We start from the raw sequence: 22764 nt of genomic DNA, 5'->3' as shown, positions 1-22764 counted from the left end.
CGGGGGCCGTACCACCCAATATCCGCTTCCCGGGGGCGGGCAGCAACGCGGTGGCGGGACCGGCGGCCGGTCAGCCGGCCGTGCCCCGCTCCTCCCGGATCCGGGCGACGACGTCCGCGACCGCCCGCCGCACGCCCTCCGTCTCGGTCAGGAAGTGCCAGTAGTCGGGGTGCCGGCCCTCCAGCGTGCCGACGGCCCGCTCCAGCCGGGCCACCGCCTCGTCCAGCGGGCGCGCGTCCCGGGGGTCCGGGGTGGTGCGGCCGGCCATCGCCAGCCGCTGGGCGTCCCGGATCGCGAACCGGGTCCGCTCGATCTCCTGGCCCGGGTCCTTCTGCACGGCGTTGAGCCGGGCCAGCCGGTCACCGGCGGCCGAGACCGCCTCGTCGGTGGTGTTCAGCAGCGCGCGGGCCGTGGACAGCAGCGCGGTGGCGTCCGGCCAGCGCTGCGCGTCCCGCGCGGCCCGCGCCTCGGTGAGCTTGCGCTCGGCCTGCCGTACGTGCTCCACGGCGTCGTCCGGCACCTGCTGGAGGTCCTGCCAGCAGGCGGCCGTGAACCGCCGCCGCAGCTCGCTCAGGATCGGCTCCACCTGCCCCGTGCGGGTCGTCAGGGCCTGCGCGCGGGTGCGCAGCGACACCAGCCGGCGGTCGATCTCGGCGGCCCGCTCCGGCAGCCGCTCCGCCTCCGCCCGGATCGCCCCGGCCTCCCGCGACACCCGCTCGGCCCGCTCCAGCGTCTGCGCCACGCCGTGCTGCCCCGCGCCCTGGTTCAGCAGGGTCAGCTCGGGCGCCAGCGCCGCCAGCCGCGCCGCCAGATCGTCCGCCCGCAGCCCCGTGGCCCGTACGGCGTCCAGCGCGCCGGAGGCGGCCGACAGGGCCTGCCGGGCCCGCTCCACGGCGGGCGCCAGCCGGGCGAGCTGGGTCTCGGCCTTGCCGAGCAGCGGACCCAGCCCGTCGGTGAAACGGTCCAGCTCCTGCTTGACCCGGCCCAGCTCGTCCTTGGCGCGGGTCAGTTCGGTGCGCGCCCGGGCGGCCGTGGCGGCCTCCAGGTCGTCCCGGTCGAGATCGTGGGCGTCGACGGCCTGGATGTACTGGTGGCTGACCTCGTCGATCCGCCGGCCGAGCGCCTCGAAGTCCGCGACGGCGCGGCGGGCGGCGGGGGAGTCGTCGACCGCCGTGATCGTCTCGATCGAGATCCGCAGGTCCCGCTGGGCGGTGTCCAGCTCGTAGAAGGCGGCCGCCGCGGCGTCCTTCGCCGCCTGCGCCTCGGCCCGCTGGCCCTCCGCCCGCCCCCCGAACCAGCGCCGGGTACCGCCCCCGGCGAACGCGGCGGACAGCGCCGGCGCGAGCAGGACCGCCGGCAGCGCGACGAGGGCGAGGGTGTCGTTCAGGGTGTCCCGGAGGCCACGGGACATGCCGGAACGGGCGCGCGGCCTCGACGGCGAGTTCGGCTGCGCTGGTGTCGCCGTCACATCCCTCTCCCGTACGTCCGCCCTGCCCGGATGTCATTCTCCCACCCGTTAAGGACGAACACACGACCGCGTCAGTTCGCCGTTCGGCCACCGACTTCGCCCTCCACCGCCCCGAAACGCGTTTGCCGGACACCGCCCCACGCCATGTAGGCTGTCGACTCGTTCACGGGTGCGTAGCTCAGGGGTAGAGCGCCTGCCTTACAAGCAGGATGTCGGCGGTTCGAAACCGTCCGCGCCCACACAGGCCGGAGGGCCCTCACCGGATCGGTGAGGGCCCTCCGGCGTGTTTTCAGGGGGTATGGGGGCGACCGGCGTCGGTGTCGCCCTCGCCCTCGCCGGGCGGGGTCTCGTGGGCGTGCTTCAGGCGGGTGCGGGCCTCCACGCGGTCGGCGACGGCGACCTCCGACCAGAAGCGGTGGCCGCTGACGAAGACCGCCAGTTCGTGTTCACGGCGGCGGAGTTTCTCCACCTCGGCCTGTTCGTCGGCCGTCCAGCCGGGGGAGGCGGGGCGCTCGATCTTGCGCCAGCCGCTGTCGTCGCTGAAGCCGTCCAGGGGCTCGACCGACCAGGGCAGCCGCCTCAGGAGGGCCGACAGCTCGGCCCGGACCTGATGCAGCTCCTCCTGACCGGCGCGCAGGTCGCTCGGAAAGTCATAGGTCGTCGCCACGCGCTAATGCTACGCCTGTTCGATTTTGGGAGGCGAGTCTCTTTGGGGTGTTCGTGTGAACGTACGTTCGAATGACAGGGGCGGGCGAGGGCCGGTTGTCAGAGCCCCGCTCTACCGTGGGGGCATGGAACTGAACGGTGGGCGGCGGGTGCTGTTGGTGCCGTGGGCGGGTGGGGACATGTGGCTGCTGCGGCGGTGCAACACCCCGGAGATGACCGACCAGCTCGGCGGGCCGGAGTCGGAGGAGCAGCTCGTCTCCCGGCACCGGCGCTACTGCGAGCCGGCCGCCGGGCGGATGTACCGGATCGTGCTCGACGGCGATGACGGCGACGGCGAGACCGTCGGGTCCATCGGGTACTGGGAGCACGAGTGGCAGGGCGCCACCGTGTGGGAGACGGGCTGGGCCGTCCTGCCCGAGTACCAGGGCCGGGGCCTCGCCGTGTCGGCGGCCCGCGCCCTGATCGGCGTCGTCCGCGAGGCGGGCGGTCACCCGACCCTGCACGCCTTCCCCAAGGTGGACCACAGCGCGTCCAACGGGGTGTGCCGCAAGGCCGGGTTCACGCTCCGCGGGCAGGCCGACTTCGAGTACCCGAAGGGCAACCCGATCAGATCCAACGACTGGTACGTCGACCTGCGCGCCGGGCTCAGCGGTTAGCCGCCGCGACCTCCTCCACCAGCCGCGCAGCCACCGGCACCGGTACCCCGTGCCGCTCCGCCGCGCGCAGCAACGCCCCGCCGATCGCGTCGAGTTCGAGCGGCAGACCGGCCTCGGCGTCCCGCAGCATCGAGGACTTCGCGGTGGGCTCGAAGGCGTCGTAGAGCGCGAGCGTCCGCGCCGGGTCGGCGGGCGCGCCGCAGGCCCGGCTGACCGCGGCGGTCTCCTCGACCAGCGCGGTCAGCTCCTCCCGGTACCGGCCGCGGATCTCGCCGACCGGGGCGCGGTGGCGGGTGGTGAGCAGCGCGAAGGGGGCGAGGAAGGCCAGCTTCCCCCACAGGACGGCCGTCTCGTCCGGGTGCGTCTGTACGGCCGGGTCGACGGCGGCCAGGGTGCGGGCGAGCGCGTCGAGCCGGTCGGCGGGCACCTGGTCCCCGGCGAGGTCGATGCTCGTGAACCGGCTGCCGTGCTCGATCACCCCGGGCGCGACCCGGGTCGACTCGACGCGGACGACGGCCGGCGCGACCCGGTCCGGGCGGTGGTGGGCGCGCAGCCGCGCCGGGTGCTCGACGCCGTTGAGGAACGGCACGAGCAGGGTGTCGTCGCCCAGCGCGGAGGCCGGGATCCGGGTCAGGGCCTCGTCCAGCGCGGTGTGCTTGACGGTGATCAGCACCGCGTCGACCGGCGTCCGCAGGGTGGTGTCCGCGTCCACCCGGGCCGTGAAGTCGCCGAACTGCCCGCTGCGGACGGCGATCCCGCGCTCGCGCAGGGCCGCGGCCGTGTCCTCACCGGCCAGGCAGACCACCTGGTGGCCGGCCCGGGACAGCAGCGCGGCGAGCAGTCCGCCCACGCCGCCGGGGCCCAGGACGGCGACGGTACGTATGTCGTTCCCCATGGGGTTGTCGATCCTCTCGTCGGTCGGCCCCGCGGGTCGCGGTGGCCGCCTCGGAAACGATCATGGCACGGAGGCGGCGCGGCGGGGCAGACTTGGGGACATGTGCCGCAGCATCAAGACGCTCCGCCCGCCCGCGCTGGCCGAGGAGGCCACCCAGGACGAGATCCGGGCCGCCGCCCTCCAGTACGTCCGCAAGGTGTCCGGCTTCCGGGCACCCGCCGCCCACAACCAGGAGGTCTTCGACCGGGCCGTCGAACACATCGCGCAGGCCACGGCGGAACTGCTGGACGGCCTGGAGGTACGGGGCGCGGCCCACCGGGCGTGAGTCCTGTGACCTCGGGACGGCCCGGCCCTGCGCCCCCCGTCAGGCCGACGACGGTCGCCGCATCACGTACGCCGCCACCGCGCCCGCGCCGAACAGGGCCAGGACCGAGACACCCGTGGCCAGCCAGGTCGTGCCCAGCCAGTGGGCGCCGTAGTAGCCGAGGGCGGCGCTGTAGGCGGCCCAGGAGAGGCCGGCCAGGGCGGACCAGGGGAGGAAGTCGCGGGGGCGGCGGTGGGCGGCGCCGGCGATCAGGGAGACCACCGAGCGGCCGGCCGGTGCGAAGCGGGCCAGCACCACCAGCGCGCCGCCGCCCTTGGAGAGGGCCTCGCCGAGACGTTCCTGCGCGCTCGTGAGGCGTCGGGAGCGGGCGATCGCGCGGTCCAGGCGTTCACCGCCGCGCCAGGCCAGCCGGTAGGCCACCAGATCGCCGAGCACGGACGCGGTCGTCGCCGACAGGATCAGCACCATGATGTCCGGCACGTCGTGCGGCACCTGCCCGGTCGCCGCTCCCGAACCGGCCGCGGCGGCCGTCGCCGCCGTGATCACGAGCACTCCGCTGGGCAGCACCGGCAGGAACACGTCGAGGAGGACGGACAGCCCCACCACCACATAGATCCATGGGCTGCCGAACAACGCCCCCACACTCTCCAACACCCGATCGCTCCCCGTGTCTCCCCCGTGACGGCCGACCGTGCCGCTGTGTCGCGAGGGAGCGGCAGGTGCGGCCAATACAGCCATACAGCGTACGCGGAAGGTGTGACAGAAGATTCACGGGGGGCGTGTGCGTTTGATATCGGACGTTCACCGGAGAGGCCGATTCGGATCGGGATGTGAACGCCTGACCGCTTACCGGAAGTGGATGCTCCTGTTCACGAACTTCTGGGAATGAGATCGGACTCCGCCACGGTCGTCAGGACGTCGTTCCCGCGCGCCTGCTCCAGCCGCAGCCGGGCCGAACGCCCGCGCAGCTCCAGGGACATGAGCTGGTTGCCGAACCACGGCCCGCCGAGCTTGCGCCAGTCGACGGGCGGGTGCGCGCAGCGCCCGTGCCGGGCGAGCCGGCGCCCCACGGCTCGGGAGACCGCGCTCCAGCCGAGGCGGAACCCCACCCTTATCGACAGCGGTATCGAGTTGTGCACCGGCGAACAGGTGAGCTGGAGCACCCGCGCGTCCGGCCCCGGCCCCTCCCGCCACCGCGGCTCGGCGACGTACGCGTGATGGACGTCCCCGGAGAGCACGAGCACGCTTGCCGGTGCCGCCGGGCCCGTGCCGGCCTCGGCGATCAGCCCGGCCAGCGCGGCGAAGGAGCCGGGGAAGGCCGCCCAGTGCTCCAGATCGGCCGCCCGCCGCAGCTTCTCGCCGAACCGCGCCCAGCGCGCGCCGCGTTCACCCCGGCACAGCGCCGCGTTCCACGCCTCGGCGTCGTGCACCAGCGGCGGCAGCAGCCAGGGCAGGGAGGTGCCGATCAGGAGATGGTCGTAGGAGCCGGGGTCGTCCAGGGCCTGGGCGCGCAGCCACGCGTCCTCGTCGGGGTCGAGCATCGCGCGCCCGTCCTCCGCCAGGACCCGCGCGGCCCTGCTGTCCACCATCAGCAGCCGGGTCCGGCCGAAGTCGCGCCGGTAGCTCCAGCGGACGGAGGCCGGGTCGGCGTCGGCCCGGCAGGCGAAGGCGCGCAGCGCGTCGGTGCCGTCGGGCTGCGCGCACACGGCGGCGTAGAGCGGGTCGGCGGCCAGTTCGGCGGGGGAGAGGTTGCCGAGCTGCTGGTAGACCCAGTACGACATCAGGCCGCTCAGGATCCGCTCGCGCCACCAGGGCGTGGCCCGCATGTCGGCGAGCCAGGCGGCGGAGGTGTTCCAGTCGTCGATCACGTCGTGGTCGTCGAAGACCATGCAGGTGGGGACGGTGGAGAGCAGCCAGCGGACCTCGGGGTCGCCCCAGGACTCGTCGTAGAGCCAGGTGTACTCCTCGAAGTCGGCGACCTCGGCGCCCGGCGCGTCGGCCAGGCCGCGGCGGGCGCGGATCCGCTCGCGGGTCGCGTCGGAGACCTCGTCGGCGTACACCTGGTCGCCCAGCAGCAGGAGGACGTCGGGCCGGGCGGCCGCCGGGTCGGCGGCGATCCGGGCGGCCAGTCCGTGCAGGGCGTCGGGGCCCACGGGGTCGCTCTCACCGGCCGGGGGTGCCGCCCAGCGGCACGACCCGAAGGCGATCCGGAGGACACCGCCGTCGTCGCCGCCGTCGTCGCTGTCGCCGTCCACGCCCTTGCCGGGCGCCGGGAGGCGGATGACGGACGGCGGGAAGCGGGAGTCGGGCTGCGGCCACACGCGGGTGCCGTCCAGGAACACCTCGTAGGCCGTCTCCGTGCCCGCCGTCAGTCCGGTGACCGGGATCAGGGCGTAGTGGTGGCCCGCCACCTGGAAGGTGCGGCCCGTGCCGCCGGCGCCGTCCGCGCAGCGCACCTCGGCGGCGCACGGACGGGTCGCCTCGACCCACACCGTCGCGGAGGGGGACGAGGCCGATGACGAACCGTCGATGTGCCTCAGCAGTGGTCCCAGCCGCAGTCCGGCCACCCGATCACCCTCCTCCGTCGCTCCGTACGGTACGGAACGACGGGGAGCGTGGGGAGATCCCTGCGTCGGCCGATCGCTGCGTCGGCCGATCCCGGCGTGGCCCGATCGGCCGGCCGGTTCAGCAGCCGGAGAGGTAGCTGGTGAGCGCGGACTTCTCGGCCGAGTCGACGGAGAGGCCGTAGTAGTACTTCACCTGGACCCAGGCGCGGACGTACGTGCAGCGGTAGGAGGTGACCGACGGCATCCACTGGGCCGGGTCCTGGTCGCCCTTGGCCTGGTTGACGTTGTCCGTGACGGCGATGAGCTGCGGGCGGGTCAGGTCGTTGGCGAAGTTCTGGCGCTTGGCGCTGGTCCAGCCGCTCGCGCCGGAGTCCCACGCCTCGGCGAGCGGCACCACGTGGTCGATGTCGAGGTCGGAGGCGGCGGTCCAGGTCGCGCCGTCGTACGGGGAGTACCAGCTTCCGCTGGTCGCGGTGCAGGCGGAGTTGGTGACGACGTTGGAGCCGTCCCGCTTGAGGACCGTCTCGCGGGTGTTGCAGGTGCCGCTGATGGTGATCCAGTGGGTGAAGAGGTCGCGGTTGTAGCCCGTGCGGTTCTCGGTGGCCACGGTGAGCTGGGACAGATAGCTGCGGGCGGTGGCGGCGCTGACGGGGGTGGGGAGGGCGGCCGAGGCGGTCGGTGCGTCGAAGAGCGCGACGGAGGCTATGAGACCCGACAGGGCCGCGAGTATGCTCAGTCGTCGACGCGCGTAGAACTTGGCCATGCGAACTCCTTGGTGGGGAGGGGCTGTTGAGCGCGAGCGGTGGGAATGCTCCCCGCGCCGCATTGCGGAGAGGTGTGCGCCCGGTAAGAAGCTAGTGACGTGCACATGACACGACAAGGTTTATGGCGGAACGATCTCGTATGATTGACGGAGCAGAAGGGGAGTAGCTCTTCGCCGGGACCGTCGACATACTGCTCAGCTCGTCTGAGCCGGCGCCCGGAGGCAGGTTCCGAGAGGAACCGGCCAGCGAGACCTTCGGCAAGCAGTGCACACCCGTGCCCCCTCGGCGCGGGTGCCATGTGTGCTGCCGTGCCGAGGTGTCTCCATACTGGGAATCCAGCGGATCTCAGGCTCTCGGCGGGGTGGCCCCGACCGATTGAGGAACCTTGATCAGCATCAGTGTCATGGCGGTCGTCTTCGGCGTCGTCTTCCTGGCCGAGCTGCCCGACAAGACCGCGCTCGCCGGCCTCGTCCTCGGCACCCGCTACCGCGCCTCCTACGTCTTCGCCGGTGTCGCCGCGGCCTTCGCGCTGCATGTGACGCTCGCCGTCGCCGCGGGCAGCGTGCTCACGCTGCTGCCGCACCAGATCGTGCAGGCGATCACCGGCGTGCTGTTCCTGGGCGGCGCGGCCGTGCTGCTGATGAAGAAGGACGACGGCGACGAGGAGATCCGGCGGCCGAAGGACCAGTCCTTCTGGAAGGTCTCGGGGGCCGGTTTCATGCTGATCCTGGTCGCCGAGTTCGGTGACCTCACGCAGATCATGACGGCCAACCTGGCCGCCCGCTACGACGACCCGCTCTCCGTCGGCCTCGGCGCGGTGCTGGCGCTGTGGACCGTGGCCGGTCTGGGCATCGTCGGCGGAAAGGCGCTGATGAAGCGGGTGCCGCTGACGCTGATCACCCGGATCGCGGCGGCGCTGATGCTGGCGCTGGGCGTGTGGAGCCTGTGGGAGGCGATCGCCGGCTGAGCCGTGGTGCGCCGGCGGTGGCGGCCTCTTGTGCCAGCGGTGGCGACCTGTTGTGCCGGCGGTGGCGGCCTGAACGGAGGGTGAACACCGGGCGGCGCTTTCCGGGGCGGGTGGCGGGGGACCCCCATTGTTTTGTACCGTGGAGAAACAAAGTGGCTCCCGCTCGTTCTCCCTGACCGACGGGCGGGGCCGCCTTGGTCTCACCCAGCTATCACTGGAGCCGTCGATGCCGGTCCTGCCCGCCCGTGCCCTTCTCCTCGACATGGACGGCACCCTCGTGAACTCCGACGCCGTCGTCGAGCGGATCTGGCGGCGCTGGGCCGACCGGCACGGGCTGGACGGCGACGAGGTGATGCGGGTCGTCCACGGCCGCCAGGGGTACGCCTCGATGGCCGTGCTGCTGCCGGACCGCCCCATGGAGCAGAACTACGCGGACAACGCCCGGATGCTGGCCGAGGAGACCGCCGACCTGGACGGTGTCGTGCCGGTGCCCGGCGCGGCGGAGTTCCTCGCCTCGCTGCGCGCGCAGGACGTGCCGTACGCCCTGGTCACCTCGGCGGACGTCGCGCTGTCCACGGCACGGATGGCGGCGGCCGGGCTGCCGATGCCGGACGTGCGGATCACCGCGGAGTCGGTGGGCGCCGGCAAGCCGGACCCCGAGGGCTTCCTGAAGGGCGCGGCCGAGCTGGGGATCGCGGCCGCGGACTGTGTGGTCTTCGAGGACTCGGGGGCGGGCATCGCCGCCGGACACGCGGCCGGGATGCGGGTCGTGGGCGTCGGCCCGAGGGCCGCGGCGCACGGGCCCGACGTGGTGGTGCGCGACCTGCGGGAGATCCGGGTCGAGGCGGTGCGGGACGGCGCGCGGGACGGCGTCCGTATCCACGTCGGCCGGGACTGAACCCCAGGGCCCGGGGACTGAGTCCTACGGCGCGCTGGTCTCCGACTCCAGGCTCTGGCGGGTCGCCGCCCCGTACACGCCGTAGCCGTCGGCCTTGATGCCCCGGTACCACTGGTAGTTGCGCACGGCGTTCTCCAGCCGCTGGTCGAAGACCCCGTTGACGTCGTGGTTGTAGAGGCGCAACTGACGCAGCCGGATCTGGAGTTCGGTGACCTCCGGGCCGCTGTCGCCGCGCCGCAGGACCGGCGCCGCGATGGGCTGCCCGCCGCCGTCACCGTCCGTGCCGTTGTCGGGCCCGGCGGAGGCGGTCTCCTCGGCGGTCGACACCGTCGGGCTCGGTTCCGCCGAGGCGGACGCGGACGGCGACGCGCTCTCGCTCGCGGAGGCCGACGGGGAGGCGCTCTCGCTCGCCGAGGCCGACGGCGACGCGCTGGACGCCGAGGGGGACGGCGATCCGCTCGCCGAGGGCGACACCGAGGCCGCCTCGGTGCCCGAGACCTCCGGCACGGCGACGCGGACGTCCTCCGGGGCGGCGTCGTCCCGGGTCGGCTTCTCGTAGGAGAACAGCCCGCTCGCGAACCCGGCCGCGGTCACGACGGTCACGACGGCACCGGTCGTGGCCAGCAGCAGGGCGCGACGGCGGCGCCGGCCGCGCGGGGTCGACGCGTCCTCGTCGTCACGGTAGGCGCCGGCACCGTACGCACCGTCCCGGTCCGCGCTCTCGAAGAGGCTCAGATCGGTGGTGCTGGGCTCCGCGCCCAGGGGACCCGTGCGCGTGAGGGGCGTGGGGAGCGCCGTCGTCGCGTCCGCGGGCACGGCCCGTAGCTGCACGGTCTCGTCGGCGGGCACCGCCCGCAGGGGCATCGTCATGTCGACGGCACCCTGCCCGCCCTGGTGGACGTCCGCGCCCTCCCCCGTCTCCCCTATGTCAACGTATGGCCGTATCCGCAGCGGATCGAAGTCCTCCGCCGCGGCCGCCTCCGCCGTACGGGTGTCGCGCAGGGCGTCCGCGGCGCGCCGGGCGCAGGCGCACGACGGGGTGTTGTCGGCGGCGCGGAGCGCGCCGCACTCCGGGCACGGCAGCCCCTGCCGCTCCGGTCGCCCCTGCCACCCCGTCGGATCGCTCACGTGCCCGTCCCTCCCCATCGAAACTCCAGAGATTATGCAGATCCTCCACACAAGCGCCCGTCCGCGGCCCCCGGAATGCGGGATTCCGCTCGGCTTCCGGAGGAATCCGGGGCCGCCCCAAGGGGACTCGGGAGGCCATAACGGGTCACACCGATCACGATGAAAGGGTCACCAGAGTCCCAGGAGGCATCCATGGCCTTGGACGCGCACAGCGCGACGGCGGATCCGCGTCAGGAACACGTGTCCAAAAACGTGCTCGTCTCGATCGGCGCCCTGCTGCTCGGCATGCTCCTCGCCGCCCTCGACCAGACGATCGTCTCCACGGCCCTGCCCACGATCGTCAGCGACCTGGGCGGCCTCGACCATCTGAGCTGGGTCGTCACCGCGTATCTGCTCGCCTCGACCGCCGCCACCCCGCTCTGGGGCAAACTGGGCGACCAGTACGGGCGCAAGCGGTTGTTCCAGATCGCGATCGTCATCTTCCTGGTCGGCTCGGCGCTGTGCGGAATGGCTCAGAACATGCCCCAGTTGATCGCCTTCCGGGCGCTCCAGGGACTGGGCGGCGGCGGTCTGATGGTGCTGTCGATGGCGATCGTCGGCGACATCGTCCCGCCCCGCGAACGCGGCCGCTACCAGGGTCTGTTCGGGGCGGTGTTCGGCGCGACCAGCGTCCTCGGACCGCTGTTGGGCGGTGTCTTCACCGAACACCTCAGTTGGCGCTGGGTGTTCTACATCAATCTGCCCGTCGGGATCGTCGCGCTCGTCGTCATCGCGGCTGTCCTGCACATCCCGCACCGGGCGACCCCGCACGTCATCGACTACCTCGGCACCTTCCTCATCGCCTCCGTCGCCACCTGTCTGGTCCTGGTGGCCTCGCTCGGCGGCACCACCTGGGACTGGGGCTCGCCGCAGATCATCGGCCTCGCGGTGGCGGGCGTGGTCCTCGCCGTCGCGTTCGTGGCCGTGGAACGCAGGGCCGCCGAACCCGTCCTGCCGCTGAAACTGTTCGCCATCCGCACCTTCACCCTCTCCGCCGTGATCAGCTTCATCGTCGGCTTCGCGATGTTCGGCGCGATGACCTATCTGCCGACCTTCCTCCAGGTCGTCCAGGGCGTCTCCCCGACCATGTCCGGTGTCCACATGCTGCCGATGGTGTTCGGCATGCTGCTGTCGTCCACCGTTTCCGGGCAGCTCGTCAGCCGCACCGGCCGCTGGAAGGTGTTCCCGGTCGCCGGCACCGGCGTCACCACCCTCGGCCTGCTCCTGCTGCACCAGTTGGACGAGAACAGCTCCACGGGCGAGATGAGCGCCTACTTCTTCGTCTTCGGCCTCGGTCTCGGCCTGGTCATGCAGGTCCTGGTCCTGATCGTGCAGAACGCCGTCTCCTACGAGGATCTCGGCGTCGCCACCTCCGGAGCGACCTTCTTCCGCTCCATCGGGGCGTCCTTCGGCGTCGCCATCTTCGGCACGGTCTTCACCAGCCGCCTCGGCGACAAACTCACCGACGCCTTCCTCGGCGTCAGCCTCCCCTCCGGGGTCTCCGTGGACGCGCTGGAGGCCGACCCGCGCCGGATCGCCGACCTCCCGCCCTCGCTGCGCCCACCCGTCCTGGACGCCTACGCCTCCGCGATCACCGACGTCTTCCTCTACGCCGCCCCCGTCGCCCTCCTCGGCTTCGTGCTCGCCTGGTTCCTGCGCGAGGACCCGCTGCGCGGCTCGGTCACCGCGCCCGACGTGACCGAGACCCTCGCCAGCAACCCGGTCCAGCGGTCGTCGTACGACGAGGTGTGCCGGGCCCTGTCCGTGCTCGGCACCCGGGAGGGCCGCCGCGAGATCTACCGGGAGATCAGCGACCGCTCCGGCCACGATCTGCTCCCGGCGTCGGGCTGGCTGCTGCTGCGGACCTGGAAGTACGGCAGCGTCGAGCCCTCGGTGCTGGCCGAGCGCACCGCCGTACCGCTGCACGTGATCATGGAGGCGGTGCGGCAGGTCGAGGCGCGCCGGCTCGCCGTGCGCGAGGGCCTGGACCTCGTCCTCACCCCGCGCGGCCACGAGGTCGCCGAGGACCTGGCGCGGGTCCGCGAGGAGTCGCTGGCCGAGCTGCTCGGCGACTGGTGGGGCCCGGACCGGCCCACCGACCTGATCCAGTTGGTCAAGGAACTCACCACCGAACTGTGCGGCTCCGACCGCGAACAGCCCCACGACGACGGGCCCGCCCGCCGGCCGGCGACCGGCGTCACCTGAGCCGGCTCCCGTCGAGCCGCTTCGTGAACCAGTGCTCGGCGTACGGGTCGTCGTTGTGCCGCCCGGTCTCCGTGTAGCCGAGCCGCGCGTACAGGGCACGCGCCTCGACCAGGTCGCCACGGGTGTCCAGGACGATCCGGCCGGCCCCGAGCGCGCGGGCGGCGTCCTCGGCGGCCCCGACCAGCAGCGGGGCGCCGCCCGTCCCGCGCAGCCCCGGCCGCACGAACACCCGCGTCAGCTCGGCGGTCCCGGCGTCCAGCAGCCGTACGCCCGCGCAGCCGCCCGGTGCGCCGCCGTACCGCCCGACGAGCAACCGGCCGACGGGCGGGGCGAGTTCGGCACCCGGCCGGGCGGCGATCTCGCGCTCCAGCTCGGCCGGGTCGGTCCTGCGCCCCTCGTGCAGCAGGTACCAGCGGTCGCTGACCTCCGTGTAGTACTCCCGCCACAGGGCGGCGGCGTCGGCCGAGTCGAAGGGTTCGGGGGTGACGGTCCAGGCCGGGGTGGTGGTCATGGCGGCCATTGTCGCGAGCCGGTTCGCCCTGGTGGGCGCGGGCCCCGTTCACCACGGGTGGGCGGGCCCATTTACGTGGGGTGCGCGGGCCCCGTTTACGCGGGGTGGTTGGGGCAACCCGAACTCCGAACCGGCCCGCGGGGCCGACCCATCGGAGGGCAACATGTCCACAGGCGTGATCATCGCTCTGATCGTGATCGTGGCGGTCGTCGTCGCCGTCCTGGCCGTGCGGGCGCGGGGCTCGCACGGCGGAGGCGGTCTCAAGCGGCGCTTCGGCCCCGAGTACGACCGTGCCGTCGCCCGGCACGACGGCGACGTCCAGGCGGCCGAGCGGGAACTCGCCGCACTCGTGGAGCGGCACGGCGGACTGCGCGAGCGGCCGCTGGAGCCTGCGGAACGCGAGCGCTACGAGGCCCGCTGGACCGCCACGCAGGAACATTTCGTCGACTCGCCCCGGGAGGCGGTCGCCGAGGCGGACCGGCTCGTCGCGGAACTGGCCGGCGCGCGCGGCTTCCCGGACGCCGGCCAGTACGAGGAACAGGTCGCCGCGCTCTCCGTGCACCACGCGCGCCATGTGCAGGGCTACCGCAGCGTGCACCGGCTCGCGGGGGCGCAGGGCAAGGCCGTCGGCACGGCCGACGGTTCTTCGGACGCCGCCGCGCCCGGCACGGAGGACCTGCGGGGCGCCCTGCTGGAGGCCCGCGCGCTCTTCGAGGACCTGCTCGCCCCGGCGCGCGGCGAACTCACCTCGAAGAAGACGGAGACGACCACCACCGCCACCGCCCGGCACGACGACCACGGCCGTCATCTGCCGCGCGCCTTCCAGCGCCACCAGCCGAAGGAGAGCTGACCGACATGACTGACGTGACACCCAAGGGACGGGACGTCCGCGACGTACGGAACGCACCCGAGACGCTCGGCAAGCCCGACGACCTGACCGAGGCGCCGGCGCCCGCCGCCACGCACCGGGAGACGAGCGCGACGAGTGCATCGAGCGCACCGAGCGCACCGAGTGCGTCGAATCCGTCGAGTGCGCCGGGGGCTCTTCTCCCGCGCGAGGAGAGCGACAAGCTCACCGCCCGCCTGGAACACGCGGTCGGCGGCTTCGTGGACGGCCCCCGGGACGCCGTGGAGGAGGCCGACGAGGTCCTCCAGGAGCTGGCGGCCCGCCTGACCGACGCCGTGCAGCGCCGCCGCCGTGCGCTGCGCGGCTCCTGGCAGCCGTCCGGCACCGGCGAGGGCGGCACCAAGGAGGGCGCCTCCGCCACCGTCGCCACCACCCCCGACACCGAGCAACTCCGGCTCGCCCTGCGGGACTACCGCGAGCTGACCGAGCGGCTACTGCACGTCTGACCCGTCGCCCTGGGCTCGTGTGTCCGCCCGGCGCTCCCGCCAGAGCCGTACGACGTCTTCCACGTCGTACGGCTTCATGCCCAGCGGGGGGCCGGGCGGCGGCTTGAACATCATCTCGCGGAGTTTGACGTTGACGTCCGTGATGATCTTCCGGACGATCCGCTCCGTCGGGGCCGCGAAGGCCGCCGCGAGCGCGTCCTCCGCCTCCTTGCGCAGGGCGAGCGTCGGCGGCAGCACCGACAGACCCTCGCGCGCCATCTTCCGCTTGATCCACCACAGTTCGTCGTACGTGGTGTCCGTACCCGGCGGCAACGGCCGTCCGGCGCCCGGCAGTCGGTCGAACTCACCCCGCCGCTCGGCGTCCCGGATCTGCTTGTCGACCCACGACTCGAACGGGACCCCCGGTGGCTTTCGCTCGGTCATGCGTCCATTGTGCCGGACGGGACCGGCCCGGGCGATTTATCATGCGGCCGCTGTACAAAGACTGTTCAGCCGCTGATGCAGCCGTTGTTTCACGAAGGAGCGCACGTGCTCGAACTCACCATGGCCACCGTCTCGGGGGCGGAAGAGGGTGCCACGGCAGGCATGCTCATGGCCGATGCGCCGAGCGACCCGGGCGCCGTGCTGCGGGTGGGCCGGGACAAGTCCGTGTGCCGCCTGGTGACGCCCGAGGACTGGCTGTTCGTCTCCCGGGTGCACCTGGAGTTCCTGTGCGGCCCCGAGGGCGCCTGGCAGGTCACCTGGCTCCAGGGCTCCCAGGCCGAGCCCTCCTCCGAGGTCCGGCTGGTCTCCGGGGCGTACGCCCAGCCGCTCACCTACGGCGGGACGGTGACGCTGCCGCGCGGCGGCTCCGGCGAGATCATCGTCCTCGACCGCACCGGGCCGCGCAGCGTCAACGTGGGCTTCTACCACGAGGCGTAGACACGGGGCGTAGACACGAGGCGTAGACACGGGGCGTAGGCACTGCGGTCATGGTTCTTGGGGGCTACGCCAGGACGCGTGCCAGCGCGAAACCGTCGTAGCCCTTGGTGCCCACGGTCTGGACGGCGGTGCCGCTGAGTCTGGGGTGCGAGCCGATGAGTTCGAGCGCGGCCCGGGTGCCGCGCACGTCCCCGTCGGTGCTGTCGGCGTCGACGACCCGGCCGCCCCGGACGACGTTGTCCACGACGATCAGGCTGCCTGTGCTGGTGAGTCTGAGCGCCCACTCCAGGTAGTGCGCGTTGTTGGCCTTGTCGGCGTCGATGAAGACCAGGTCGAACGGCGGCGGGTTCTCGTCGGCCAGCAGGGGCAGCGAGTCCAGCGCGGCGCCGACCCGCACCTCCACCAGCTTGTCGAGACCCGCGCGCGCGATGTTGCGCACGGCGACCTCCGCGTGCCGCGGGTCGTACTCCAGCGAGACCAGCCGGCCGTCGGCGGGCAGGGCGCGGGCCAGCCAGATGGTGCTGTAGCCGCCGAGGGTGCCGATCTCCAGGATCGTCCGCGCGCCCTGGATCTCGGCGAGGAGCTGGAGCAGCTTGCCCTGGTTCGCCGTGACGCTGATCCGGGGGAGCCCGGCGGCGTCGCTGTCGTGCAGCGCGGCGTCCGTCACCGCGTCGTCCGGGGCGAGGTGGGCCGTGAAATAGGCGTCTACGGCCTCCCAGACCTGCGACTCGCTCATACGCTGCCTCCCGTGTCCGCCCGGCCATGACCGCCAACAATCATGCCAACGGCGCGGGCCGCGCGGGGGTTCCCTTCACGCCGCGGGTCGGCGGGCGCCCGCACGTCAATTCACCCGTTCGACGGAAGCGGGGGGGGGGTACGGAGGAGGGCGGGGGCGGGGGCGGGTGGCGGATGACGGGTGGCGCCGATCGCCGCGGCGGCGGGCCCCACGACCTTGGCCTCTCCCGTCGTAACTCCTTCGAGCGGTAGTGCCGCCACTGCCCCGGCACGAAACCGACCGGGCGGAGCGTGCCCGGAGCCCCTTCGGCGTCCGCACGGCCCGAGCCGTCGGCCGTACGGCCCGAGCTGCTGTTCCGCGCGCGGACGTGCGGGTTCAGGGCGCGGACGTGCGGGTTCAGGGCGCGCGGTGGCTCACTTCGCGCCCCTCCGACAGGCCCACGGTCGTCTTTCGGACACCTTCCGGACAAAGGGAAGGCCGCTGTCAGGTGAAGCGGGGGTGGCCCGCGTCCTTCTCCAGGGGCGCCGCGAGCGCCCTAGGCTCGTTTCCGGAGACACCCTGGCAATGCGGACATGGCACGAACGGGGCGGGAGGCCGACGAGGCGTGGCGAATGCGGAGCACGGCGAGCGACGACCGGCGGAGGTGTTCGGGGCGACGGCGGTCGGCACGGCCGTCGACACGGCGAGAGTGCGTCTGAGAGCGGCCCGGCTCGGTCTGTGGCTGGTGGCGGCGGTCCTCGCCGTCCGCCAGATGGCCGTGGTCCTCGCCACCCCGAGCGGTGAACGGCTGACGGACCTGGAGACCTGGGTCGGCGACGACGGCGTGCTGCACGTCAACGGCTCGCTGTACGACTCCTCCCGCTTCACGGGCACCCCGTTCGGCGGCCTCGTCCTCAAACCGCTCACCCGGGCGGCGGAACAGGCCCTGGGCTGGGGCTGGACCTTCGGCAGCCTGCTGCTGGTCGCCGCGATCGGCCTGGTCGCCGCGCGGGCCCTGCCCCGGCCGGTCGGCAGACGTACGGCGCTCCTGGCCGCCCCGGTCGCGATCAGCCTGCTCATGCTGTCGCTGCCGGTGCGCAACGCGCTGTGGCTCGGCCAGACCAGCATCCTGCCGGTGCTGCTGGTCCTCCTCGGCTGTTTCGTCGTACGGGACTGGCGGGGCGCCGGGGTGCTGATCGGCCTCGCGGCCGCGCTCCAGCCGACCGTGCTGCTCTTCGCCGCGCTGCTCTGGTGCACCGGGCGCCGCCGGGTCGCGGTGGCCACGGGGGCGACGTTCGCCGGGGGCACGCTGCTGGCGTGGGCGGCGATGCCGCACGACTCCGCCATGTACTGGGTGCACCATGTGGCCGGGGCCGGGCTCGGCGGGGACGCCGACGCGCTCGCCAACCAGTCCCTGCACGGCGCGCTGCTGCGGCTCGGCCTCTCCGGGCCGCTGGAGATCGGCCTGTTCCTGACGCTGGGCGCGGCCGTCGCCGTCCTCGGCGTCCGGCGGGCGGTGCGGTACGCGCGCGACGGGCAGATGCTGCTCGCGGTCGCCGTGACCGGCTGCGCGGCGATCGCCGTCTCCCCGACGACGTGGCAGCACCAGTTGCTGTGGGTGCTGCCGGCGCTCGCGGGCCGGGTCGGGAAGCGCGCCTCGGACCGCTATGTGTGGCCGGTGACGGTGGTCCTGGTCATGACCCTCCCGGCGACGATGCTGCTGCCGAACATGGAGGCTCTGTATCCCGTCCGGGACAACGCGATCCTGCTCACCGCGCTTGCCGCGGCAACGGTCGTCCCCTTCCTCCCCCGCGCCTCCCCGTACTACGCCGCGCCGATCCCCGCGCGGTACGCCGCACCGGTCCCGACGCGCTGGAAACACGTCCCGCTCCTCCCCTTCCTCCGCCGCGTCCTGACCCGCCCCAACCTCCTCCTCGAACTGCTGCTGCTCCGCGTCACGTACGCGGCGTACCAGCAGGTCCGGCTGGCGGCGACCGGCGGCACGAACTCCGGCGGCCGCGCCCGCGCGGAGGCCCACGGACAGCAGATCCTCGACCTCGAACGCGCCCTGCACATCGACATCGAGCACGCGGTGAACCACTGGGTGGTGGGGGTGGGAGGCCTCCGCGACTTCTTCGACTTCTACTACACGTCGTTCCACTTCGTGGTCCCGCTGACGGTGCTCGCCCTGCTGTACTGGCGCCGCCCCGTCGACTACCGCTGGGCCCGCGCGACCCTCGGCTTCACCACCCTCCTGGCCCTGATCGGCTTCTGGCTCTACCCCCTGGCCCCGCCCCGCCTGATGCCGACCCTCGGCATCATCGACACGGTCCACGGCGTCCAGGACTTCTCCCAGCCGGAGTACGGCACGCTCACGGCCCTCACGAACCAGTACGCGGCGATGCCGTCCCTCCACTTCGGCTGGTCCCTGTGGTGCGGCCTGGTCATCGCCCTCGTAGCCCGCCAGTGGTGGCTGAAATCCCTCGGCCTCCTCCACCCCCTGTTCACGGCGTCCGCGATCGTGGCGACGGGCAACCACTGGATTCTGGACGCGGTGGGGGGTGGGGTGGTGGTCGTGGCGGGGTTCGGCCTGTCGTATCTGCTCATGGGGCCACGGGCACGGTCGATGACACTGGCGCCGACACAGCGCACCCTCAGCGAGGAACCGACGGTGCTTTCGGGGGGCCGGACGAGGGGCTGACCAAGGTCAATGTTTTCAGCCATATTCACATGTCTGTACGAACGAGCGTCCCTGTGTGATCAGCCCGTTGCATCGCAATCGGCGCAAGGATTTCCGGCAGTACGCGGGGTGATGCATATGAGCCACCTGAGCACCAAGGGGCGGCCGCGCAGGGCGAAATGTCGTTGACGCAAGGTCAGAGCGGCATTTGAATGCGTTCACATTTGAAGATCTTGTGACTCTGGGGGCGGGGTTCAGTGCTGTTGGGGCGGGGCAACAGAAGAACTTTGGGATGGCATGGGCATGCCGGGCTGCTGAGGGGTGGAGTCGCGGCATCTGTGTTCGCCGTGACGCTGACGCTGCTGGTGGCACCTCCGCATGCGGCGTCCGCGGCCCCGGTGACAGCGGACCCCGCCGCCCGGACCGAGGCGCAGCGGGCATCGGCCAAGGCGCAGGAGTCCGGCGAGCGCGTAGAAGTGACCGGGGAGCGCACGGACCGGACGACGGTCTTCGCCAACCCCGACGGCTTCACCTTCACGCTGGAGCAGTCGGTCGTTCCGATCCGGGTGGCCAAGCCGGACGGCGGATGGCAGGCGCCGGACGCGACTCTGGCGAAGCGATCGGACGGCTCTGTGGGGCCGAAGGCGGCAGCCGTGACGATCGCCTTCTCGGCGGGAGGCAACAAGGAGCCCCTGGCCTCGATCGAGGATCACGGCAGGTCGCTGGAGCTGGAGTGGCCGGGCAAGCTGCCCGCTCCGACGTTGAACGGCCCCAGCGCTGTGTACGCCGATGTCCTCCCCGACGTCGACCTTCAGGTGACCGCGACACCCGAGAGCTTCCAGCCGGTGTTCGTCGTCAAGACGCCCGAGGCCGCAGCCAACGAGGAGCTGAAGAAGCTCACCTTCGGGCTCAAGGCCAAGGGCCTCGACGTGCACGAGGGCGCCGCCGGCAACCTCATGGCCGTCGACGGCAGCGGCCTCACGGTGTTCAAGTCGCCGCCGGCGCGGATGTGGGACTCGGCGGGTGCGACGTCCGGCAAGCAGACGCAGTTGATGCGCGCCGAGGAGGGGCTGGGGAAGACGACCGCGTCCGCCGACCCCGCCGAACTGGCACCGTCCGGGTCGGGCCTGGAACCTGGCCAGGGCGACAAGGTCGCCAAGATGGATGTCGCCGTCACCAAGAACTCGCTGTCCGTCGTCCCGGACGCGGCGATGCTCACCAAGACCGACGACTCTGCCTTCCCGGTCTTCATCGACCCGAGAGTGTCCTGGGGGGAGGCGGAGCGCACCCTGCTGCGCAGTGACGGCTACGAGTCCTACGGCTGGGGCAACGGCGACGACGACCAGGGCAAGGGTGCCGGCAAGTGCGGCACCTGGAACGGCTATTACTGCGGCCCCGGATACGTGCAGAAGCTGTACTTCGAGTTCTCGCCGGCCAACCTGAAGGGCAAGAAGGTCCTGGACGCCACGTTCCGGGTGACCGAGCCGTGGGCGTTCCAGTGCGACCCGCGCTGGGTGGACCTGGTCCGCACGAACAACATCTCCTCGGCCACCACTTGGGCCTCGCGGCCCAAGGAACTGGACCTGATGGTGGACGTCAACGTGTCCGCGGGCCGGGGCTCGCTGTGCGACCCCGACTCACCCGATGCGCCCATTGAGTTCAACGACAACCCGAGCGAGTCGAACGAGAATCTCACCGCGACGGTGACGGACTTCGCCGCGGGCAAGTTCTCCCGCCTGACCCTCGAGCTGAAGGCACACGACGAGTCGGATCCTTCCGCGTGGAAGCGGTTCCGCAACGACGCCTCGCTGGTCGTGAAGTTCGTGGGGGTGCCCGCGCTTCCGGCTGAGGTCGGCCTGGTGTCCGGCAATGGTTACGTGTGCTCGACCAGTTCCACCGACCCGGCCGTGGTGTCCAGTCCGATGCCGCTGGTACAGGGCAAGCCGCGCACCGCTTCCGGCGGCTCGGCGGGCGCCAGCCTGCGCATCCGGTGGCGGACGGAGAAGTTGGAGGGCTCGGCCTGGACGGTCGCGCACACCGACCTCGACGGTCCGTCCTCCGGCTATGTGGGGAACCTGGTCAAACAGTCACGCAGTCTGCCCACTCTCAAGGAGGGCGTGCTGTACAGACTGAAGGCGCTGACCATGTCGTACTACGAGGACGGCAGCAGCCGACAGAACACCGGTTACACAACCCCTTGCTACTTCAAGGTCGACTCCACGTCACCCAAGGCGCCGAAGGTCGGCTTCAGCGGTCCCTACACGGAGTGCACCGCCAACGACTGCGTGGCCCATGGCGGACCGGGCGAGACGGGCGCGTTCACGCTCGCTCCCGCGTCGGGCGACACGAACGTGGTGTCCTACCAGTACCGGATGTCCACGGACGCCACCTGGACCGACCAGCCCGGTTCCACGGCGACGATCAGGATCAAGCCGGACAAGGCCGGCACCCACCGTCTGTACGTACGGGCCAAGGACAACGTCGGAAACGGTCGGGTCGGCGCGGAGACCGTCGTCGACTTCCTCGTTGCCGCCGGTCAGACGCCGGTCGGACGGTGGAGCTTCGCCGAGACGAGCGGGGTAGCGGTGGACACCGCGACCAACACGGGCGTGGCCCGGCACAACGCGGCCCTCAGCTCCGGCGCGGTTCGCGACGATCGAGGCCGCCGGGGCGTGATCACGCGGGACGCGTCGGGTGAGTTGCTGGCGACACCTGTCGTCGACAAGGGCCTTTCGCTGGACGGCAGCGGCGCCTATGCCGCGACCGACGGCCCGGTCCTGGAGACCCGTTCGGCCTACACCGTCGCTGCCTGGGTCCGCCTGAACAACAAGAACCAGGACGCCGTCGTGCTGTCCCAGGACGGCCAGAACTACAGCGCGTTCCTGATGTGGTACGACGCGTCGTACGGATCCTGGGTGTTCGGCGTCAAGCAGAAGGACGAGGACACCGGTACCGCCTACTACGGGGTGGTCGGGAAGGTCCCCGCGACGGTCGGGGCGTGGACGCATCTCGCGGGCAGCTTCGACCCGGCGACGGGCCTGCTGAAGTTCTACGTCAACGGTGAGCTCCAGGGTTCGCGCACCGTGACCGGCGGCTGGTCCGCCACCGGCCCGTTCAACATGGGCCGTTACCTGTGGGCCGGAAAGCGTTACTGGGCGTTTAACGGCTCCATCGACGAGGTCACCGCGTGGCAGCGCGTGGCGAGCGACGCCGAGATCCGCGAGGAGGCGCGGCTGCTCACTTCGCAGACGTACGCGGGTGTGGAGCTGGTCGCGGACTGGTCGGCGGACCGGGGATCCGGCACCACCGTCGCGGACACCACCTCCGGATACGGCCGTTCCCTGACCCTGGCCGGTGGCGCCGCGCTGGACGGCGAGGCGATCGTCCTGGACGGCGTGGACGACGCGGCTTCGGTGGCCGGACCGGTCGTTGACGACACTGGGTCGTTCACGGTGACCGCCCTGGCGGGGGTGGACAAGGAGACACTCGCCACCAAGGACATCGGCTACATCGGCCAGGTGGTCGGTCAGCGTACGTCGGACGGCTCCGCGTGGGGCTTCTGGTACGAGCTGACGGCAAAGGAGACCGTGCTGGACGAGGAGACGCTGGAGGAGAAGACCGTTCCGGTTGGCTTCTGGCGCTTCGGCCGGCTCAACACCGACGGCACGTTCAGCGCGGTGGCCTCGGAGGAGGCCGCGGTGGTGGACGGCATGGTCCGCATGACCGGGGTCTTCAACGCCCAGGACGGCACGCTCAGCCTCTATCTGGGTGCCGTGCAGAACGGTGACGACAAGGCGTTCACCGCCAAGATCGGCTCGGGCGACTTCGCTGTCGGCAAGGGCTTCAACAGCAGCGCCTGGCGGTACTACCTGCCCGGACGCGTGGCCGACGTCCGCTTGTGGGCCGGTGCGATGGCGAGCTCCGACCAGGTGAGCGAGACCGTGGGCGACTGACGCACAGAGACCCGGCGGCAGGTGCCGAGCAACTGTTCCTGCCCACTACCGAC

At 72.1% G+C, this 22764-nt stretch carries 20 protein-coding genes and 1 tRNA gene; 11 read left to right on the top strand and 10 right to left on the bottom strand.

All coding sequences use genetic code 11. The features are described from left to right. Positions 1-70: 70 nt before the first annotated feature. The gene (locus AFM16_RS12440) at positions 71-1468 is read right to left on the bottom strand and encodes a coiled-coil domain-containing protein (RefSeq protein ID WP_078633342.1); all 1398 of its coding nucleotides are present in this window, start codon (positions 1466-1468) and stop codon (positions 71-73) included. A 167-nt stretch (positions 1469-1635) separates the two neighbouring features. Here AFM16_RS12440 and AFM16_RS12435 point away from each other — a divergent pair. Beyond that, positions 1636-1707, top strand: a tRNA-Val gene (locus tag AFM16_RS12435). Between the two features lie 50 nt (positions 1708-1757). Here the strand turns inward: AFM16_RS12435 and AFM16_RS12430 are convergent. Next, a complete protein-coding gene (locus AFM16_RS12430) occupies positions 1758-2135 on the bottom strand; it encodes a DUF8825 domain-containing protein (RefSeq protein WP_030796691.1) in 378 nt (125 codons plus the stop codon). A gap of 124 nt (positions 2136-2259) precedes the next feature. Here AFM16_RS12430 and AFM16_RS12425 point away from each other — a divergent pair, with 124 nt between their 5' ends. Continuing rightward, on the top strand, positions 2260-2790 hold the full coding sequence (locus AFM16_RS12425) for a GNAT family N-acetyltransferase (protein WP_030796688.1): 531 nt from the start codon (positions 2260-2262) through the stop codon (positions 2788-2790). Here the strand turns inward: AFM16_RS12425 and AFM16_RS12420 are convergent. After that, on the bottom strand, positions 2780-3685 hold the full coding sequence (locus AFM16_RS12420; protein ID WP_078633341.1) for a ketopantoate reductase family protein: 906 nt from the start codon (positions 3683-3685) through the stop codon (positions 2780-2782). The genes AFM16_RS12425 and AFM16_RS12420 overlap by 11 nt on opposite strands. A gap of 100 nt (positions 3686-3785) precedes the next feature. Here AFM16_RS12420 and AFM16_RS12415 point away from each other — a divergent pair, with 100 nt between their 5' ends. Beyond that, positions 3786-4010, top strand: a complete 225-nt coding sequence (locus AFM16_RS12415; RefSeq protein ID WP_078633340.1) for a DUF2277 domain-containing protein — start codon at positions 3786-3788, stop codon at positions 4008-4010. Positions 4011-4049: 39 nt separating this feature from the next. Here AFM16_RS12415 and AFM16_RS12410 read toward each other — a convergent pair whose 3' ends face one another. The 3 genes from AFM16_RS12410 to AFM16_RS12400 form a co-directional block, all read right to left on the bottom strand. Then, positions 4050-4664, bottom strand: a complete 615-nt coding sequence (locus AFM16_RS12410; RefSeq protein WP_030796682.1) for a DedA family protein — start codon at positions 4662-4664, stop codon at positions 4050-4052. A 215-nt stretch (positions 4665-4879) separates the two neighbouring features. Next, complete coding sequence (locus tag AFM16_RS12405) at positions 4880-6577, bottom strand: alkaline phosphatase D family protein (RefSeq protein WP_078633339.1); 1698 nt, start codon at positions 6575-6577, stop codon at positions 4880-4882. 118 nt (positions 6578-6695) lie between these two features. Further along, positions 6696-7340, bottom strand: a complete 645-nt coding sequence (locus AFM16_RS12400; protein WP_030796678.1) for an HNH endonuclease family protein — start codon at positions 7338-7340, stop codon at positions 6696-6698. 386 nt (positions 7341-7726) lie between these two features. Between AFM16_RS12400 and AFM16_RS12395 the strand changes: the two genes are divergently transcribed. Continuing rightward, entirely contained in the window at positions 7727-8308 is a 582-nt protein-coding gene (locus tag AFM16_RS12395; protein WP_030796676.1) for a TMEM165/GDT1 family protein, read from the top strand. A gap of 226 nt (positions 8309-8534) precedes the next feature. Further along, positions 8535-9206, top strand: a complete 672-nt coding sequence (locus AFM16_RS12390) for an HAD-IA family hydrolase (RefSeq protein ID WP_078633338.1) — start codon at positions 8535-8537, stop codon at positions 9204-9206. 24 nt (positions 9207-9230) lie between these two features. On the opposite strand, the gene AFM16_RS12385 is transcribed toward AFM16_RS12390, so the two are convergent. Continuing rightward, entirely contained in the window at positions 9231-10334 is a 1104-nt protein-coding gene (locus AFM16_RS12385; protein ID WP_245177684.1) for a peptidoglycan-binding domain-containing protein, read from the bottom strand. Positions 10335-10526: 192 nt separating this feature from the next. On the opposite strand from AFM16_RS12385, the gene AFM16_RS12380 reads away from it, so the two are divergent. Next, positions 10527-12578 carry an MDR family MFS transporter gene (locus AFM16_RS12380; RefSeq protein WP_078633336.1) on the top strand — a complete coding sequence of 684 codons (2052 nt, stop codon included), beginning with the start codon at positions 10527-10529 and terminating at the stop codon, positions 12576-12578. Here the strand turns inward: AFM16_RS12380 and AFM16_RS12375 are convergent. Next, positions 12571-13098 (bottom strand): GNAT family N-acetyltransferase, encoded by a 528-nt coding sequence (locus AFM16_RS12375; RefSeq protein ID WP_078633335.1) that lies wholly within the window; start codon positions 13096-13098, stop codon positions 12571-12573. The genes AFM16_RS12380 and AFM16_RS12375 overlap by 8 nt on opposite strands. Positions 13099-13252: 154 nt before the next feature. Here AFM16_RS12375 and AFM16_RS12370 point away from each other — a divergent pair, with 154 nt between their 5' ends. After that, positions 13253-13939: a hypothetical protein gene (locus tag AFM16_RS12370; RefSeq protein ID WP_078633334.1), complete on the top strand. Its 687-nt coding sequence runs from the start codon at positions 13253-13255 to the stop codon at positions 13937-13939. 5 nt (positions 13940-13944) lie between these two features. Continuing rightward, positions 13945-14442 carry a hypothetical protein gene (locus AFM16_RS12365; RefSeq protein WP_245177683.1) on the top strand — a complete coding sequence of 166 codons (498 nt, stop codon included), beginning with the start codon at positions 13945-13947 and terminating at the stop codon, positions 14440-14442. Here AFM16_RS12365 and AFM16_RS12360 read toward each other — a convergent pair. After that, the gene (locus tag AFM16_RS12360; protein WP_030796658.1) at positions 14428-14865 is read right to left on the bottom strand and encodes a DnaJ family domain-containing protein; all 438 of its coding nucleotides are present in this window, start codon (positions 14863-14865) and stop codon (positions 14428-14430) included. The two genes, AFM16_RS12365 and AFM16_RS12360, sit on opposite strands and share 15 nt — an antisense overlap. 105 nt (positions 14866-14970) lie before the next feature. On the opposite strand from AFM16_RS12360, the gene AFM16_RS12355 reads away from it, so the two are divergent. Beyond that, positions 14971-15363: an FHA domain-containing protein gene (locus tag AFM16_RS12355; protein ID WP_030796656.1), complete on the top strand. Its 393-nt coding sequence runs from the start codon at positions 14971-14973 to the stop codon at positions 15361-15363. Positions 15364-15427: 64 nt separating this feature from the next. Here AFM16_RS12355 and AFM16_RS12350 read toward each other — a convergent pair whose 3' ends face one another. Further along, the gene (locus AFM16_RS12350; protein WP_030796654.1) at positions 15428-16099 is read right to left on the bottom strand and encodes an O-methyltransferase; all 672 of its coding nucleotides are present in this window, start codon (positions 16097-16099) and stop codon (positions 15428-15430) included. Between the two features lie 604 nt (positions 16100-16703). Here AFM16_RS12350 and AFM16_RS12345 point away from each other — a divergent pair. Then, complete coding sequence (locus AFM16_RS12345) at positions 16704-18779, top strand: bifunctional glycosyltransferase 87/phosphatase PAP2 family protein (RefSeq protein WP_078633333.1); 2076 nt, start codon at positions 16704-16706, stop codon at positions 18777-18779. Positions 18780-19105: 326 nt separating this feature from the next. Next, entirely contained in the window at positions 19106-22711 is a 3606-nt protein-coding gene (locus AFM16_RS12340) for a laminin G domain-containing protein (RefSeq protein WP_370628138.1), read from the top strand. Positions 22712-22764: the final 53 nt, after the last annotated feature.

This window comes from Streptomyces antibioticus, assembly GCF_002019855.1.
GTDB lineage: Bacteria > Actinomycetota > Actinomycetes > Streptomycetales > Streptomycetaceae > Streptomyces > Streptomyces antibioticus_B.
This window is presented reverse-complemented; position numbering and strand designations above follow the sequence as displayed.